Source organism: Variovorax soli (assembly GCF_031454625.1).
In the GTDB taxonomy this organism is placed as follows: Bacteria; Pseudomonadota; Gammaproteobacteria; order Burkholderiales; family Burkholderiaceae_C; genus Variovorax; species Variovorax soli_A.
Map to the genome: position 1 here is coordinate 372,493 of NZ_JAVDRF010000004.1, position 17,562 is coordinate 390,054.

Annotated in this window: 12 protein-coding genes and 1 pseudogene; 6 read left to right on the forward strand and 7 right to left on the reverse strand. The window is 71.3% G+C overall.

What is annotated here, in order from left to right; genetic code table 11:
- The first annotated feature begins 38 nt into the window (after window positions 1–38).
- From tssJ to tagF, 4 genes are read left to right on the forward strand one after another with little or no spacing between them, the layout of a single operon-like run.
- A complete protein-coding gene (gene tssJ / locus J2739_RS11815) occupies window positions 39–1,229 on the forward strand; it encodes a type VI secretion system lipoprotein TssJ (protein ID WP_309901758.1) in 1,191 nt (396 codons plus the stop codon).
- Window positions 1,226–2,350 carry a DotU/TssL family secretion system protein gene (locus J2739_RS11820; protein ID WP_309901761.1) on the forward strand — a complete coding sequence of 375 codons (1,125 nt, stop codon included), beginning with the start codon at window positions 1,226–1,228 and terminating at the stop codon, window positions 2,348–2,350. Before tssJ ends, J2739_RS11820 begins: the two co-directional genes overlap by 4 nt.
- Window positions 2,347–5,670, forward strand: coding sequence for a type VI secretion system membrane subunit TssM (tssM, locus tag J2739_RS11825; RefSeq protein ID WP_309901762.1), 3,324 nt, complete (start codon window positions 2,347–2,349; stop codon window positions 5,668–5,670). The genes J2739_RS11820 and tssM overlap by 4 nt, the downstream gene beginning before the upstream one ends.
- Window positions 5,664–6,263 (forward strand): type VI secretion system-associated protein TagF, encoded by a 600-nt coding sequence (gene tagF, locus J2739_RS11830; protein WP_309901764.1) that lies wholly within the window; start codon window positions 5,664–5,666, stop codon window positions 6,261–6,263. The genes tssM and tagF overlap by 7 nt, the downstream gene beginning before the upstream one ends.
- A 55-nt stretch (window positions 6,264–6,318) precedes the next feature.
- On the opposite strand, the pseudogene J2739_RS28000 reads toward tagF, so the two are convergent.
- From J2739_RS28000 to J2739_RS11860, 6 genes and pseudogenes are all read right to left on the reverse strand, one after another.
- Window positions 6,319–6,993, reverse strand: a pseudogene (locus tag J2739_RS28000) (RHS repeat-associated core domain-containing protein); the annotation flags it as partial.
- A gap of 288 nt (window positions 6,994–7,281) precedes the next feature.
- Entirely contained in the window at window positions 7,282–8,022 is a 741-nt protein-coding gene (locus tag J2739_RS11840) for a PP2C family protein-serine/threonine phosphatase (RefSeq protein WP_309901766.1), read from the reverse strand.
- Entirely contained in the window at window positions 8,004–9,347 is a 1,344-nt protein-coding gene (tagH, locus tag J2739_RS11845) for a type VI secretion system-associated FHA domain protein TagH (protein ID WP_309901768.1), read from the reverse strand. The genes J2739_RS11840 and tagH overlap by 19 nt, the downstream gene beginning before the upstream one ends.
- 64 nt (window positions 9,348–9,411) lie before the next feature.
- Window positions 9,412–10,926 (reverse strand): serine/threonine-protein kinase, encoded by a 1,515-nt coding sequence (locus tag J2739_RS11850; protein ID WP_309901770.1) that lies wholly within the window; start codon window positions 10,924–10,926, stop codon window positions 9,412–9,414.
- A 15-nt stretch (window positions 10,927–10,941) separates the two neighbouring features.
- The gene (locus J2739_RS11855; protein ID WP_309901772.1) at window positions 10,942–11,814 is read right to left on the reverse strand and encodes a c-type heme family protein; all 873 of its coding nucleotides are present in this window, start codon (window positions 11,812–11,814) and stop codon (window positions 10,942–10,944) included.
- 60 nt (window positions 11,815–11,874) lie between these two features.
- A complete protein-coding gene (locus J2739_RS11860; protein ID WP_309901774.1) occupies window positions 11,875–12,828 on the reverse strand; it encodes a FecR family protein in 954 nt (317 codons plus the stop codon).
- A gap of 228 nt (window positions 12,829–13,056) precedes the next feature.
- Here J2739_RS11860 and J2739_RS11865 point away from each other — a divergent pair, with 228 nt between their 5' ends.
- Together J2739_RS11865 and J2739_RS11870 are read left to right on the forward strand one after the other, a co-directional pair.
- A complete protein-coding gene (locus tag J2739_RS11865) occupies window positions 13,057–14,760 on the forward strand; it encodes a SpoIIE family protein phosphatase (protein WP_309901776.1) in 1,704 nt (567 codons plus the stop codon).
- Window positions 14,757–17,306, forward strand: coding sequence for a response regulator (locus J2739_RS11870; RefSeq protein WP_309901778.1), 2,550 nt, complete (start codon window positions 14,757–14,759; stop codon window positions 17,304–17,306). Before J2739_RS11865 ends, J2739_RS11870 begins: the two co-directional genes overlap by 4 nt.
- On the opposite strand, the gene J2739_RS11875 is transcribed toward J2739_RS11870, so the two are convergent.
- On the reverse strand, window positions 17,303–17,560 hold the full coding sequence (locus tag J2739_RS11875; protein WP_309901779.1) for a hypothetical protein: 258 nt from the start codon (window positions 17,558–17,560) through the stop codon (window positions 17,303–17,305). The genes J2739_RS11870 and J2739_RS11875 overlap by 4 nt on opposite strands.
- Between the last annotated feature and the right edge of the window lie 2 nt (window positions 17,561–17,562).

Sequence of the window (17,562 nt, forward strand, 5' to 3'; positions counted from 1 at the left end):
CGAGAATGGGACGCGATCGACAGTGGAGCGCTTCACACATGAGTCGCCGTCGCCTTCTTGCCTGCCTCGGCCTCGTCCCCGTGTTGTGGAGCGGCCTCTGCCGCGCCCAGCCGCAGCCCAAGGTCGAAGCCACCCGGCAGCGCCGGGTCGCACTCGTGATCGGCAACGGGCGATACCCTGAAATTCCCCTGAACAACCCCGAGCACGACGCTCGGCTCATCGCGCAGACCTTGCGTTCCCTCGGCTTCGAGGTGGGCGAGTACCTCAACCTCAATGCCCGGGATTTCAAGCGCGTGCTGCGGGAATTCGCGCGCCGCATGGACGACGACCAGGTCGCGTCGGTCTTCTACTACGCCGGGCACGGCGTGCAGATCGGCGGGCGCAACTACCTGCTGCCGGTGGACATCGCGTTGCGCGACGAGGCCGAGGTGCGCGACGAGGCCATCGACCTGAACGAAGCGCTGCTCGCGCACATCGACCGGGTGCGTCCACGTGCCCGCATCTTCATCATCGACGCCTGCCGCAACGACCCCTTCGCGGCGCGCGGCCGTTCGCGCAACGCCAACGGCCTGGCCGAGATGGCGGCGCCGGGCGCCCTCATCGCTTTCTCGGCAGCGCCCGGCGGGGTCGCCGAGGACGGCCCGATCGGCGGCAACAGCATCTACACGAAGCACCTCGCCACCGAGCTGCGCTCCGAGGGCGTCGAGGTCGAGGAAATGATGAAGGCGGTGCGCGTCAAGGTGCTGCGCGACACCGCCCAGCGCCAGATCCCCTGGGTCAACACCTCGATGGTCGTGAACTTCATGTTCAACCCCGGGGCGGCGCCGGCGCTGGCCGGGCCCCGGCGCAGCCTGCAACTGCTGGTGCAGGCGCAGCGCAGCCTGAACACCGACGCGCGCAACGCCTCGGCCTCGCTGGCGCTGCGGGTCTATGTGCTGCGCGATGCGAGCGGCTTCGAGAAGGCGAGCTTCGACAGCCTCTACGACGATGACGAGGCGACCCTCGGCTCGAACGTGCTGGTGCGCGAGAGCCTCCACCTGCGCCCCGGCGAAGCGCGCGAGCTGGCCCTGGAGCTGAGCGCCGATGCGCGTGCCCTCGCGGTGTTCGGTGCGTTCCGGGAGATCGAGCACGCGCAATGGCGCGCGATCCTGCCCTTGCCCGTCGGGACGCTGGCGCGCGCCCGCGTGGACGCGCAGGCGCGCCAGCTGCAACTGGGGTGGGCCAAGTGAAGCGGCCCGCCGCCACCGCAGCGCCGGCGCCCGGCCCGTCGGACGAGGTCGACGAGCCGGCGGCCGCGCGTGCCCTGCGCGCCCAGGCGCTCCCCCTCGTCGCCTTGATGGCCGGCCTGCGCGACGCGACCCCCGCCGACCCGGAGGCACTGCGCCGCACGCTGGCTGCGGCGGTGAACCGCTTCGAAGCCGACGCCCGCGCGGCCGGCGTGGACGAAGCCAGCGTCGCGGCCGCGAGCTACGTGCTGTGCGCCTGGGGCGACGAGCAATTCGAGGCGGCGCCGTGGGGCGCGGAAGGCGCCGGACTGCTGCAGCGCTTCCACGGCGAAGCCCACGGGAGCGACAAGCTGCTGCGCCTGCTGGGCCGGCTCGCGGAAAAGCCGCGCGAGCACCGCGCGCTGCTCGAGCTCTTCCACACCTGCCTGAGCCTGGGCCTGCGCGCGAGCCGCGCCCTGGACAACCGCGACCACGAGCAGCTGCGCGCGCGCGTGCACCTCGCGCTGCAACAGGCGGCGCCGGTGCCGGCCTTGATGGCGCCCTGGCACTGCGCCGCGGCCGCCGCCAGCCCGCCCCGGGCGCCCCGCATCGCGCTGCCCGCGGTGCTGCTGCTGGGCGTGCTGGCAGTCGGGGTCTACAGCGCCAGCCAGCTGCAGCTGGCGGCGCGCGTCGACGGCGTGCTGGCCTCCTTGCAGCGACTCGTGCCCGCCGGCAGTGCCACGGCCCTGCCGGCAGCCGGCACGACGGCAGCGCCGCCGCGGCTCGCCTCGACCCTGCGCGAGGACATCGAGGCGGGCCGCCTGGCGGTGCGCGACGAGGCCTTGCGCAGCGTGGTCGTGGTCGGCGCCGACACGCTGGGCGACGCCAGCGGCCCCTTGAAGCGCGTCGGCGCCGCGCTGACCCGGCTGCCGGGCAAGGTGCTCGTCGTCGGCTACACCGATGGCAGCGACCCGCCCACGGCCGGCACGCCCTCGGCCTGGCACCAGGCGATGGAATGGGCACGCGGGGCCGCCGACGTCCTGCGGCCGCAACTCGGCGATGCGCGGCTGGCGGTCGAGGCGCGCGTCGATGCCACGGGCGGCAAGCCGCAGCGCCGTGTCGAGATCGTCCTGTTCCCGGAATGAAGGCATCGACCCGCTTCGCGCAAGGCGCCGTGAACCTCGGCGCGGCAGGCGTGCTCCTGTGGTTCGCGGCACCGCTGTTCGCGGTCGGCGCCTGGCATCCCTTCGATGGCCCACGCGCCCGCCTCGCCCTGCTGGCGCTGGCCGCGCTCCTGCTGCTCGGCGGGCGGGCGCTGCGGCTGCTGCTGGCCCGCCGGCGCAACGAGCGCCTGCTGAAGGGCCTCGAATCCGGCGATGCCGGCCCGGCGCTGAGTCAGCGTTTCCGCCAGGCGCTCGCGATGCTGCGGCAGGGCATCGAGACCCAGGGTGCCGGGCGCTGGTGGCAGGGCCGGCGCCAGGTGCAGCAGCTGCCCTGGTACCTGATCATCGGTGCGCCCGGGGGCGGCAAGACCACGGCGCTGCTGCATTCGGGCCTGCGCTTTCCGCTCGCAGAAAAGCTCGGGCGCGACCCGCTCGCGGGGACCGGCGGCACGCGCCAATGCGACTGGTGGTTCAGCCAGGACGCGGTGTTCATCGACACGGCGGGGCGCTACACCACGCAGGACAGCGACGCCGCGGCCGACGCTCGCGAATGGCAGCAGTTCCTCGCGCTGCTGCGCCGGCACCGGCCGGTGCAGCCGATCAACGGCGTGCTCGTCACGGTGAGCGTGCCCGACCTGCTGCAGGGCGGCGCCGAACTCGCGCGCCAGGCTGCGGCCATCGCGGCGCGCCTGGACGAACTGCGCCGCGAGCTCGACCTGGCCTTTCCCATCTACCTGCTGGTGACCAAGGCCGACCTGCTGGCCGGCTTCGTCGAGAGCTTCGGGGATCTCGACGCCACGCAGCGCGAGCAGCTCTGGGGCCTGGTGTTCGATCCCGATGCGCCCGGCATCCCGGCCGACCTCGGACCGCGCCTGGCCGAGCTCGGGCAGCGCGTGGCGCGACGCAGCCCCGAGCTGCTGCAGCAGGAGCACACGCCGCAGCGCCGCCTGCCGATCTACGCCTTCGCCGCCCAGGTCGAAGCCCTGCTCGCGCCCCTCGAAGGCTTCGTGCGCAAGGCCTTCGCCGGCATTGCGGTCGAGCCGGCGCAGCGCCTGCGCGCGGTCGCGCTGACCAGCGGCACCCAGGAAGGCAATCCGATCGACCGGGTCATCGGCGAACTCGCACGCAGCCACGGCCTGTCACTGAAGCCGCTGGTGCGGCCCGATGCCGGCGGCAAATCCTTCTTCCTGAGTTCGCTGCTCAGGCAGCTGGTGATCGCCGAAGCGCCGCTGGCCGGCCAGCGGCTGCAGCGGCTGCGCTGGCGCCGGCGCGCGGCCATGGCCGGTGCCGGTATCGCCGGCACGGCCTTGCTCGCCGCCTCGGCCCTGTGGTGGCAGAGCTACCGGCGCAACCTCGACTATGTCGATGCCGTGCGCACGCGCGTCGAGCAGCTGACCCAGCGCATCGGTTCGCTGGAATCGGCGAGCCTCGAGCAGGTGTTGCCGCTCTACTCGCTGCTCGAACGCCTGGCCGCGAACGACGGCATCGATCCGAACGAGCCGCCCGCCGGCTTCGGCTTCGGCCTGTTCCAGGGGCCACGGCTGGCGCGCTCGGCGGAGCAGGCCTACCGCGAGATGCTCGATCGCAGCCTGGCGCCCTTGCTCATCGCCCGCTTGCGCCGCGACCTGCGCGAGGCCGACGACAGTGCGACGCGCTACGAGGCCTTGCGCGCGTCGTTGATGCTGGCCCGCCCGGAGCGGCTGGTGCGCGGCGAGCTGCGGCCCTGGGCCGAGCAGGCCCTGGGCCAGGCCAGCGGCGCCGGCGAACGCCCGGAATGGGCACGCCACCTTGCGACCCTGCTCGAACGCAGCGGACTGCCCGAGGCGATGCGGGCCGACGACGAAGGCGTGCGTGCGGCGCGCAGCGCCCTGGCGGCGCTGCCCTTGGCGCAGCGCGTGCACGAGCGCCTGCTGCGGCGCGTGGCCGATCCCGAGCCGCCGATGGACCTGCCCGCGCGCCTCGGCCCCGCCGGTGCCCTGGTGTTCGCGGCGTCGGGCGCCGGACCGATGCCGGCGCATTCCAGCGCCGGCGACTGGCGGCGCCGTCTCCTGCCCGCGCTCGAGCCCACGCTGGACGAGCTCGCGAACGACGCCGACTGGGTGCTCGGCGACAGCGGCGGCGACGTGCGGCGATTGAAGAGCGACCGCGCCTGGCGCGACGAGATCGCCGCGCAGGTCGCCAAGCGCCAGGCGCAGCGGGTGATCGCCGCCTGGTCGCGCCAGCTCGATGCCCTGGCGCTGGCGACCGGCAGCGATGCGGAGGGCGCCGCGCGCCAGGCCACGGCGCTCATGGCGCCCGATTCGCCGCTGCGCCGCCTCTACACGCGCCTGGCGGACGAGTTCAGCGCGACTGCGCAGGGCGGCAGCGCGGCCGAGGCGGCCTTCGATGACGCGCTGCGGGCCCGCTTCGGCGCCCTCGGCGACTACGCCGCCGGCGCCGGGCCGCAGGCGCTCGACCGCCTCCAGGCCCTGGCCGCCGCCAAGCGCACCGACATCGCCAGTGCCGAGCTCGACGCGGCCCTGCGCGCCGAGGCCGCCCGCGCGCCGGCCGCGCTGCGCAAGGTCTACAGCGGCCTCGGGACATGGATCCGCTCGCGCGGCGGCGCCAAGCCGGGCTTCGATACGGCGCTGGCGGAACTGGCGCAGACCTGCAGCGCGTTGACGCGCGAGCGCTTCCCCTTTGGCGCGGCCGCATCGCGCGACATGGCGCCCTCGGATTTCGCGCGCCTGTTCGGCCCCGGCGGCCTGTTCGACGAGTTCCGGCGCAACCAGCTCGCCGAACGCGTCGATACCTCGGGCCGGCCGTGGAAGGCGCGCAGCGCGCCCGTTGATGCGGGCATGCCGGCGGCCTTCGAGCGGGCGGCGGCGATCGGCGCCCTGTTCTTCCCCGCCGGAGCACCCCTGCCCGAGCTCAGGCTGCGCCTCACGCCCAGGCGCATGGATGCCGAGCTGCTGCAGTTCAGCATCGATGTCGATGGCCAGCTGCTGCGTTTCGAGAATGGCCCGCCGCGCGCCAAGGAGCTGGTCTGGCCCGGGCCCGCCTCGACGCAGAAGGTGCTGATGCGCATCCTGCCGCCCGGCCCCGGGGGCGTCGGCGCCGAAGTGCATGAGGGCCCGTTCGCCTGGCTTCGGGTGCTGTTGCGCGGCGACTGGAAGGGCGAGCGGGGCACGCCGGCGCGGCTGGCCTTCGTCGTCGACTCGCGCACGCTCGAGGTTGAAGCGAGCGCCGCGGGCGCGCCCGAGGCCGATGTCTGGACCCTCCGGGAGCTGGCCAGCTTTCGCTGCCCGCAAGCCACATGGTGAGCCTGCCGTCGCGTCGCGTGTGCTGGTACGGCAAGCTGCCCGCGCGCGGAGACTTCGTCGGCCGCGGCCTGCCGCCGCGCTGGCGCAGCGACTGGGATGCGTGGCTGCAAGAGGGCCTCGCCCTCGCCGCGACGCGCCTGGACGGCGCCGCGCTGCGCGAGCGCCTTGGCGCCTTCGCGCCGTGGCGCTACCTGGCGCTGCCGGCATCAGGCGAAATCTGGTGCGGGATCATGGTGGCCTCCCACGACCGCGTGGGGCGCGCTTTTCCGCTGACGCTGGCCGAACGCTTTGCCGGACCGGCCTCACCGGTTGAAAGCGCCGCACGGCTCGCCTCGCTGCTCGGTGCGGCAGCCGAAGGGCCGGAAGCGCTGGAGGCGGCGATCGCCGCTCTGCCGCCGCGCTCCGGGGACGAACACCAGTCCACCGAGGCCTGGCCGCCGAAGCCGGCCAGCCTCTGGTGGCCGCTCACCGCTGCACAGGAGGTCGCTCCGCAGATTGCGTGCTGGCCACCGGAGCCGGCGCTGCTGCTCGAACTGCTGGATGGCTCGCCCCGCTCCACTGGTACAAGTTGTTGGTCCAGGCGACGCTCTTGAGTTCTCCGAGCTGGTTGCGCGTGTACGTGTACTGCACCTCCTGCGACGGCGAAGCCAGGAAGTTCTTCAGGGTGGCCAAGGCGCCCTGGCTGTCGTAAGTGCGCTGGATGGTGGTGCCGTTGCCCAGCGTCACCGTGGTGCGCCGGCCCAGGTCGTCGTAGGCGTAGCTGGCCAGGGTGACGCTGCCGTTCTCCAGGATCGCGCTCGGGCGGTTGGCCGCGTCGTAGCTGGTGGTCGTGTAGAAGCCATCGGGCCAGGTGGTGCGGATGCGGTTGCCCGCGGCGTCGTAGCTGTGGCTCAAGGTCTTGCCGCCGGCCGTGGTGGCGCTCAGCCGAGCGGCGTTGTCCCAGGCATAGCCGATGGCGTGAGTTCCGTTGGCGAACTGGGCCGAGGTCCTCAGGCCGCGCAGGTCGTAGCCGAACTGGACGTTGTCGGCCGTGTTGGGATAGGACCGGGCGATCAGGCGATTGACGTTGTCCCAGGCCTGGGTGACGACCTGCCCGTTGCGCCTGCGCATCGAGGTGACGTTGCCATTGGCGTCGTAGCCGTTCTCCTCGTAGTCATTGGCGTTGGCGTAGTTGGGCGTGGCCGGCAGCGGGTAATACGTCCTGGCAAGCCGGTCGAAGCCGTCGTAGGTGTGGACCGTGAGATTGTTCTTCGCGTCCTTGATCGAGTTCACCTGGCCGTTGGGCGTGTAGGTGTAGGTGACGTAGGCCTGCGCCAGTGCCATGCCTACCGCCTTGTTGAGCGACTGCACGCTGTCGTCGAGGTTGTAGACGGTCTCGGTGACGCGGTTGCCGCCATCGGCCGTGGGGAGGTACTTGGTGGTGCGGAAGGGCCGATCCAGGTCGTCGTAGGCGATGTCGGTGATGGGCACCGGGGCACTCTCGGGCGGGCAGGTGTTGGCGGTGTAGGCTCACCCGAGCCTCACGGCAACACTCGCAAGTGTGTCCAGCGACCCCAGGCCCGAAGCCCAGGAGCCGGCGAGCGGTCTGACCTGACAAACTCGCCCGACGCCTCAACCCGCCGTGCACCAGACCGCCAGCGCCGAATAGTTGTCCTGGTCGCTGCGGCCGGCTTGCCGCACACCCGCTTCGAGGCGATCGAGCCACGCCTGGGCGTCGCTGCAGCCGGCCACGCTGCGCGCCATCGCCAGCTCATCGAAGGCCGACCAGAGGCCGTCGCTGCACAGCAGCAGCGCATCGCCGGCGGCGAGCATCTGCGGGGCTTCCAGCACCTCGAAGTCGAAGCCGTCGGGCGAGCCGAGCGCCGAGGTCAGCTGCCCCGGTGCGGCAGCGGTCGCGCTCAGGCCGGCATCGAGCAGGCGCTCCTCGAGGCTCTGGTCGCGCGTGCGCCCCAGCAAGCGGGCGCCATGCCAGCGGTACAGGCGCGAGTCGCCGGCGTGCGCCCAGAGCGCCGCGCCGCTGAAGAGGTCGACCAGCAGCACCACGATGGTGGTGCGCATGTCGGCCGTCCGGGTGCCGGCCACCTGTTGCGCGACGACGGCGCCGTTCGCGCCCTGGACCAGCCCGTGCAGCGCGTCGAAGCTCACCTCGGGACGGAGCGCGAAGCTTTCCAGCACGTGCGTCACGGCGGCGCGCGATGCCGCCTGGCCGCCGCCATGCCCGCCGGCGCCGTCGCACAGGACGGCGACCAGGGACCCTGCGCCCTCCCAATAGCCGAAGGCATCTTCGTTGCAGTCGCGCCGCCCGGTCTGCGACAGCGCGGCCAGCGAGACGCTCAACGCGCGCCCGGCCATGGCGCCTCCGGCGATGGGGGATCGGCCTCGCGTGCGCGGTCGGGATCGAGGCGCGACTGGGCTTCGTAGGCGCGCAGGAATTCGCGTCCGAAGATGGTCTGGAAGTCGTCGTCGAGATGCTCCAGCAGCTGGGCGTGCTGCATGCAGTGGCGATGCCAGAGGGCGGCCGCGCGGACCGTTGGCAGGCGCGACAGGCCATGGGCCGGCCCTTCCCCGGCCTCGGCCGCCTCCGGGCCGAGCCGGGAGAAGAGCTCGAACACCGCCGCGCGCATGCCGGCCACCATGGCGACCTGGTGCACCAGCAGGTCGTGGTGCGCGTCGTGCAAGGCCGCCACCGGATCGAGGAAGCCGGGGCTGGCCTCGCGCTGCAGCATGCGCGTCAGCGCCTCGGTCGCATCCGGCGAGAACTTCAGGGGATTGTTCTGGCGCGACGTGATGTGCGTGCCCTCCGCGCGCATCTGGCGTTTCGTGACCGCGCGGCTTTGCAGCAGCGCCAGCGTGCCTTCGGCCGTGGCCCGCAACAGCGCGCCGAGATGCTCCATCCATTCCGGCGTCAACGGCGCGACCTCGGCGCCCAGGCCGGCGCCGCGACCGAAAGCCGCGGCAAGCTCCCGCAGTTCGGGCGGCAGGTCGCCGGGACGGCGATCGGGCCGCCGCACCGCAACCGGTGCCGACACTGGTGCCGGAGTTTCCGACAGTGGCGCGGGCGCTGTCGAATCGGCAGCCTCGGCCGGCTCGGGGCGCGAAGGCCGCGCCTTCGATGGCTGCAAGGGGACGTGCGAGGGCAGGGGCGGGTGCGGCGGCGCCGCCGGGATCGCGGCCGCACTGGACACCAGCGGCGTGCCGGTGCGCACCACATGCCGGCTGGTCTGCCACGACACCACCGCGCTGGTCGCTGCCGCCTCGGGCGAAGGTGCCAGGGCGGGCAGCGCGGATTCGGCCGCGAGCGGATCGGGCGCGCCTTCCAGGTCGAACCAGCGATCCAGGCGCGAGCGCTGCGCGGCCGCTGCCGCCGCGGGCTCGACGGCGAGCTCGAAGCCGCCGATGCGCAAGCGGTCGCCCACCGACAAGGCGCGTTCGCCGCCCGGATCGAGCTGCACGCCGTTCACCCACAAGGGCGTGGTGGCGCTGATGCAGCGCACCCGCGCGGCCTGGCCGTCCGCGATCACCTGCGCATGCTGGCGCGACACCAGGCGCAGCGGGTCGGCGAGCACCAGGGCGCAATCGACGGAGCGGCCGATCGTGAGGCCCTCGGGCGGCATCGCAAGCGCCGTTGCATCGGGTTCGGTGGCGCCGGGCCGGCGCGTGACGCGCAGCGCGATCACGGTGCGGTCGAGTCAAGCCCCGTGAACGCCATGCAAGGGGTCGTGTTCATGGCGCTCGCAGGCCCTAGCCGAGGGCGCGCCACAGGTCGGCTTGCACACGGTGTGCATCCATGTTCGGCGTGAGCTGTTCGACCACGTAGGCGACGAACTGCTCGCGGGTCTGCGACTTCGCGGCGCAGCGCTTGGCGACGACGCGCGCGATCGGCCCGAGCGAGGACAGCAGTGCGGCCGCGGCCTTGTCGACATCCCCATCGCGCATCGGCACGCCCGCCGGCGCGTCGCCGGCGCCCTGCGTCGCCTGGAAACGGGTGGTCGCCGTCGGCACCGCGGTGCCGCTGCGGGTGGGCGGCGAACCGGCCTTGGCCAGGAAGCGCTCGCGCGCCTCGAAATCGACGATCGCGCCGGCAACGGCCTGGCGCACGGCCGCCAGCGAGGTCAGTCCGCGCGCGGCGCGGCGCACCAGCACGCGCGCCACCGGGCCGACATGCTCGGCCAGTTCGCGTTCGACCCCGGCCAGCGCCGTGGTGTCCCAGCCGGTCGGCACCGGCACCGAGGGCGGGCCGGTCACGGGCTGCGGCTTGGAGGGCGTCAGGGGTGTGGTCGCCGCATCGATGGGCAACGGCACCGATCCCGAGGCCGGCCTGGAGGGCGCGGACGGGTCGCGCTCCTTCGCGGCGGCGGGCTTCGCGTCCGGGCTCTTGAGCCGCGGCGCGAGCAGGATATCGACCGGGAGCACATCCGGCACCGGCTCCGTCGCGAGCGCCAGCAGCGCGTTTCGCATCGCCAGCGCGGTCGCATAGCGCTGTGCCGGGTCCTTCGCGAGCGCCTGGTCGAGCACCGCGTCGAAGGGCTGGAGCGTGGCGTCGTCGGTCGCCTGGCTCAGCGGCTTGTGCGGCTCGTAGACGATCTTGTACATGATGGCGTCGTCCGTGCCGACGAACGGCGTCGACCCGCTGAGCATCTGGTAGAGCAGCACGCCCGCCGAGAACACGTCGACGCGCCGGTCCACGTCGCTGTTGGTGTACTGCTCGGGCGCGATGTAGCCGGGCGACCCGATGACGGAAGTGCCGCGGGTGAGGTTCGACGACTCGGTGCGCGCGATGCCGAAATCGGTGATCTTGAGGCGGCCGTCATCGGCGATCAGAAGGTTGGCGGGCTTGATGTCGCGGTGCACGATGCCGCGCTCGTGGGCGTAGTGCAGGCCGTCGAGCAGTTGCAGCATCAGGCACAGCACATGCGGCACCTCGAGCTTGCGCGGCGCGTGGATGTAGTCGCGCAGGTTCCGCCCGGCGACATACTCCATGACGATGTAGGCGCAGTCGTTGTCTTCGCCGAACTGGTAGACCGAGACGATGTTCCGGTGCGTCAGCCGCCCTGCGGCCTTGGCTTCCACGCGAAAGCGCGCCGCCACGCTCGGGTCGTCATCGCTCGATTCGAGCAGGCGGCGGTGGATCGTCTTGATGGCCACCGGCCGGTCGATGGCGGGGTCGTGCGCCAGGTACACCATGCCCATCGCGCCCGAGCCGACCACGCCGCGGATCGGGTAGGGACCGACATGGGATGGGATGGGCGCGGCCATGTTGGGGAGTGAGCCTCAGGTTTCCAGCATCTTTATGGCGTGGTCGAGGCTGTGACGCATGCGGGCAAACGATTGGGCGAGCATGCCGATCTCGTCATGCCCGTGGGTGGCGAATTCCGGCGCATCGAGCTCGCCCAGGCTGACGCGGTTGGCCAGCTTCGACAGCCTCGTCACCGGCCGGATCACGAGCAGGTAGAGCAGCAGGTTCAGCACGATGCCGATCGCCACGAAGATGCCGATGAGCGAAGCCATGAAGACCTTGAACACCTGCTCGGCGCGCGCCAGCGGCACCGCCATGGGCACCGACACCACCTGCGCGCCGATCACCTCGTTCATCTGCCAGCCGAAACCATTGGCCTGGCCGTACTTGTCGATGAGCGTGCGCGGCGCCGCCTCGACGGTGCTGTGGCAGGCCAGGCAGGCGGCATTGGTGATGCGCAGCGGCCGCGCGATGTAGAGGGAGCGGCCGGTGCCCGCGTCGCGCTCGCCGACGAACTCCTTCTTGTCGGCCTGCGTGCGGAAGCGGTTCACGATGTCGGCTTCCCAGTCGACCGCCCGGTCGCGCGGGTTGGTCGGATTCAGGGTCGCTTCCTTGTAGGTGTAGTCGGGGAAGTTCTTGGACAGCATCGCCAGCACTTCGGTGGCGGAATAGGCCGGGACCGTCTGGGGCAGGAAGGTGTACTTCATCTGCGTTTCGAGCAGCGGGCGGATCTGGTCGTTGGTGTAGCTGCGCACCGCCACCGCCTTTTCCATCGTCAGGCGGGCATGGTTGAGCACTTCCTCCTTGGCGTTGGCTTGCAGCAGGTCATAGGACACCTTGCCGGCGCCGAGCACCCCCGCGACGAAGACCACCAGGAAGATCAGATTGAACTTGAATAGAAGGCGCATGGGGTTCTCCAGTCCTGCTGTCTGTGGTCGCTGAGTTGCGGCAAGACCTGCGGCGGTTCACTATGGTTTTCCCGAACCGGCAGGGGTGCCCTGGGCGGCAGCGGCTGCCGCTGCGGCTGCGGCCCGGCGCGCGGCTTCGCGGGCGCGCCGGCGTTCGGCCTCTTCGGCCAGGCGGCGCGCATAACCTTCGGGGTCGGCATAGGGTTCCCATTCGGGATGCCGCGCCAGTTCAGCCTTGGCCGCGGCGCGGAAGGCCGGGTCGGCTTGCGCGCGCGAGCGCCACAGCGGCAGCAGCGGCAGACGCAGCGCCGGCTCGGTGCGCAGCCAGGCCGCCACGTCGCTGTAGGCGATCTCGCCGAGTGCCTTGGGCGCCACGGGGCGCCTGGCGAACTGCTCGCCGCGGGCGGGCAGCCGGTCGCGGAACTGGCGCGGCACCCTGGCCAGGAAGTCAGGGGGGGCACGCCGGGCGACCGTCGGTGTGGCCCCTTCGCGCCGCTGTGCGAAGTCGCCGCTGGCCAGTTGCGAGACCGTCGGCGGGCTGTCGCGCAGCGTCAGCTTGGCGGTGCCGCTTTCGACGAACACGTCGTAGGGCGCGCCCGTCGTGTAGGCCACGGTGCTGGCGGCCTGCGTCGCCAGCTCGAAGGCGGGGCTGGTGTAGCCGAAGCTCCCGGCGGTGCTGGTCTTGAGCCAGCCCTGCAGCAAGTACAGCGGCGGCGCCGTCAGCCCCTTGCCGACGCGGGGCCGCAGCATCAGCCGCGTCGACTCGCCGAGCCCGACGAGCACGCCGCCGGGGAGCTCGATCTGGACGAAGGCGCCGGGTGCGGTCTCGATGATGTCCTGGTCGTTCAAGGCCACGCCCTCGGCGAGCGTGTAGCGCGTGGTCTGGCGGATCAGCGTCGCGCTGCCTTCGACGATGCCGACGAGGCTGGCAGACTGCGCCGAGGCCAGGGACGACGCGAACAGGCTCGCGACGCACAGCAGGAAAGACCCGAACGATATCTTGGTGAGCCGCAAGACATTCCTCCGCTGGCCACTGGCACCATGAATCTGGTTGTCAGCCGATGTGACAGCACATGTTACCCATGTCACCCGCGCTGCGTTCGTCTTTTTCCGGGGGGACATACCCACATTGGAGGGGGCGGCCGGCCGCCGGCTGCGGTACCGCGCGCGTCGCTTGCCATTGCGTCCATCGGCTCCGAAAATTCTTGCCTGCAAGGCACAACAGCCTGCCAGAGGACTGCATTGAACCTCGATCCTGTCCCTCCCGTGGCGCTGGTGGTGGACGACGAGCCGGTGGCCCGCCTGATGGTGAAGCTGGCGCTGCAAAACCTGGGCTGCGCACCGGTGCTCGAGGCTGCCGACGGCATTGCGGCGCAGCAGGTCCTGCGTGAGCGCCCCGACGTGGCCCTGGTGCTGACGGACATCATGATGCCGCGAATGGACGGCCTGGAGCTGCTGCGCTGGGGGCGCCAGGCCGTGCCCGATGCCATGTGGATCGTGCTCTCCGGCCTGGAGACCTTCGACTCGGCGGTGGCCGCGATCCGGCTGGGGGCCTTCGATTTCCTGCCCAAATCGCCGCACTCGGAAGAGATGGGCGTCGCGGTGCGCAACGCGCTCGAACGGCGGCACCTGCTGGCCGAGCGCGAACGGCTGCACCGCGAGTTGCAGCGCAAGGTCTGCGAACTCCAGGAGACCTCCGAGGTGCTGCGCCGCGACCTCGAGCGTGCGGAGGTGATCCAGCGCGCCTTGCTGCCGCGCAGCCCACCGCCCATGGAGGGCTATTGCATCCAGGCCGTGTACCGCCCGGGGCAGCATGTGGGCGGCGACCTCTACGACGTGATCCGGCTGGGCGAGCAGCACCTGGCCTTCTACCTGGCGGACGCCACCGGGCACGGCGTCACCTCGGCGATGCTCTCGGTGCTGTTCAAGCAGCGGCTGGTCCTGGTGGACCCGGCGACCGGCCTCGCGCTGCCGCCGGCAGAGGTGCTGGCCGCGGTGAATCGCTCGATCTGCGAGGCGCACGCCGCGCCCGGCCTGTTCCTGACGGCGGTCTTCGGCCTGCTGGACACCTCGGACGCGAGTCTCACGCTGGCATCCGCGGGCCACCCGCCGGTGCTGCACGCGCGCGACGGGCGGGAGACGCGCCTGATCCGCCGCACCGGGCCCGCACTCGGGCTGGCGCCGGACTCGCGTTTCGAACAGGAGCGTCTCGAGCTCCTGGCGGGCGACCGCATCCTTCTCTACACCGACGGTCTGCTGCCCTCCGGCTCGGAGCACGAGCTGGCGCTGGTGCAGCAGGTGCTCGCCAAGCCGCTGTCCAGTGCGCAGGAGGTGATGGCGCAGCTTCACACCGGCGCATCGGCGGGCGCGGACCGGGACGACGTGACCATCCTGCTGGTCGACGCGCACGCGGGCGCTTCCTGGTTCGACAACGGCGCAGAGCTCCCCGCGGCGGCCGCATCGGGCGCGCCGCGGCCCGAGGGCGAGGTGGCGTTCTATGGCGAGACCGTCGATGCCGCCTACCTCGCATTGCGGGGCCGGGCCAGCTGGATGCATTGCGATGCCTTCCACGAAACCGCCGTGGCCGTGCTGGAGCGCGGACGACCCCTGGTGCTGGACTTCTCCGCCTGCGAATACATGGACAGCACCTGCCTCGGCACGGTGCACGAGCTGGTGGCGCGGGGCGGCGTGATGCTCGCAGGGGTCACGCCCGCCGTGCGGGCCCTGTTCGAGGAACTGAGCATGCAGCAGGTGCTGGCCGCGATCCGCGAGGACGTTCCCGCCGCGCCCGAGCTCCATGCGCTGGGCGCGGGCGGCGGCGAGGCCGTGGTGCACAAGCGCATCCTGCAGGCGCACGAGGCGCTCTCCGCGCTCAGCGAACGCAACCGCGAGGAATTCAGGGACGTCGTCGAGTCGCTGCGCGCAGAGCAAGGCGGGACGAAATGAGCCCCGCCCGGCCACGCGAAGGGGCTCGCCCCTCTCCTTCCGGCGACGAGCCTGGCGGAGGCTCTTCGATCCCCGCGGCCATCCGGGTGCTGCATCTCGAGGACGACCCGGCCGATGCGCAGCGCATCGCGGCGGGGCTGCAGGCCGAGGACCTGGCCTGCGACATCACGTGGGTGCAGACCCGGGAGGACTTCGTCTCCGCCCTGCAGCGGCACGCCTACGACCTGGTGCTGTGCGATTACGACGTGGCCGGCATGGCGCTGCTGCGGCAGGTGCTGCAGCAGCACCCGGGCATGCTGCTGATCGTGATTTCCACCGAACTGCTGTCCGAGCAGGAGGGGGTCGAGTGCATGGAGGCCGGCGCGACGGACTACGTCATCAAGCTGCGCCTGCGCCGACTGGGGTACTCGGTGCGGCGAGCGATCGCCGAACGGCAGCACCTGGCCGCCCTGCACCAGGTGGAAGACGACTTGCGTGCCCTGAACGCCGACCTGGAGGCGCGCGTTCACCTCCGTACCGCCGAACTGGAAACGGCCAACGCGTTCCTGAACTCGGTGATCCATCACATTCCCTACCAGGTCATCGTCAAGGACGCCAAGGACCTCAAGATCGTCCGCGTCAATCGCAGCGTGGAGACGCTGACGGGCCGCAGCCAGCAGGAGCTGCTCGGCAAGACGGCCTACGAATTCGTCGGTTCCAAGGAGGAGGCCGACTTCTTCACCGCCAAGGACAAGGAAGCGCTGGCGCTGGGCCGGGAAGTGGACATTCCCGAGGAGAGTCTGCATACCCGCAATGGCACCGTGCACGTCCTCCACGCGAAGAAGATCCCGATCCTCGACGAGGCCGGCCAGCCGCGCTACCTGCTGACCATGTCGGAGGACGTGACGGAAAGGAAGAAGAAGGAACGCGAGATCGAGCGGCTGAATGCGGCCCTGGCGCAGCGCAGCGCCGAGGTGGAAGCCGCCAACCGCGCCAAGGGCACCTTCCTGGCCACCATGAGCCACGAGATCAGGACGCCCATGCACGGCATGCTGGGCATGCTGGAACTGCTGAGCCTGACCGAGCTGGACGCAGAGCAGCGCGAGACGCTCGGGTTGGTGCGGGAATCGAGCCGCTCGCTGCTGCGCATCATCGACGACATCCTCGACTTCTCGAAGATCGAGGCCGGCAAGCTGGAGGTGCGCCCCGAGGTCGTCTCGGTCAAGCGCCTGATCGAGGAAGTGCAGAGCATCTACCTGGGCAACGCCAGCAGCAAGGGCCTGATCGTGCGGCGCATGGTCGACCCCCGCATCAGTCCGGCGTTGCGGGTCGATCCGGTGCGGCTGCGGCAGATCCTCAACAACTTCGTCAGCAACGCGATCAAGTTCACCTCCGATGGATGGATCGACATCAATGTGCAATGGCTCGGGCGATCGGAGGGAAAGGAAAGCCTGCGCTTCGAGGTGAAGGACACCGGCATGGGCATCTCGCCCGAGGACCAGAAGCGCCTGTTCCAGCCCTTCAGCCAGGCGGACGGCGACGAGGCGCGGCGGCGGCCCGGCGGCACCGGGCTCGGACTGGTCATTTCCCGGCAGCTGGCTCAGATGATGGGTGGCTCGATCAGCCTGGAGAGCGCCCCGGGAAAGGGCTCGACGATCAGCCTGGAGCTGTCGCTGCCGATCGCCGAGGCGCTGCCGGGCAACGGCGCCGACGGCGCGCGCGCACTGCCGCAGGCCGCGGCCATGCGGCGCACGGCGCCCGACATCGTGCAGGCCGAGACCGAAGGAACGCTGGTGCTGCTGGTGGATGACCATCCCGTCAACCGCATGCTGCTCCTGCGCCAGGTGCGAACGCTGGGCTATGCCGCCAAGACGGCGGACGACGGCCTGCAGGCTTTGGAGATGTGGAAGTCGGGTCGCTTCGGGCTGGTGATCACCGACTGCCACATGCCGCACATGGACGGCTACGAACTGGCGCGCAGCATCCGCAGCGCCGAAGCCGGCGCGTGGCGCGAGCGCGTGCCGATCGTCGCCTGCACCGCCAATGCGCTGCAGGGCGAGGCCGAGGCCTGCCTGGCCGCCGGCATGGACGACTTCCTGGTCAAGCCGGTGGAGCTGGCGCAGCTGACCGAAAAGCTCGATCGATGGCTGCCGCTCCCCAAGGCCCGCGCGCCGGCCGCCGATTCCCCGGGGTCGAGCGCGCCGGCAGCCGCCTCCACCGGGCCGATCGACCAGGCGCTCCTCACGGCCACCTGCGGCGGCGACGCATCGATGGTGGGCGAGGTGCTCGCAGCCTTCCGGCGCACCTGCGAGGACGACTCGGCGGGCCTCAGGCAAGCGGCGGCCGTCGATGATGTTGCGCAGGTCACCCAGCTCGCCCACCGCATGGCGGGCGCCAGCAAGATGGTCGGCGCGCTCGCGTTCGCCGCAGCCTGCGAGCACATCGAACGGGCCAGCCGCAGCGGCGACTGGAAGGCGGTGCTCGCCGGCATGACGGGGTTCGAGCAGGAGCGGATGCGGCTGTCGGCCTATTTCGAGAACCGCAAGGAAGCGAGCGGGCAACGCTAGCCGGTTGCCGAGTCCTCCGGAGCCGGCGGGTCCCCAGCCTCCGCCAGCACAGTGCGCGTTTGTGCCTCGATAGCATCGAATACTTCTGCGGGAAGATTCGCGGCGAAGCGCTTGCGCTTGTTGCTCGAGATCGTCCCCCCGCCCTCCATCGCCAGGGATTTTTCTTTCAGCCTTTCAAGATTTTTTTCAGTCTTCCCCCTGTCCCGTATTTTTTCTTCAGGGCCGCCCTTTGCGCGAGGCACGCTGGCCGCCACCC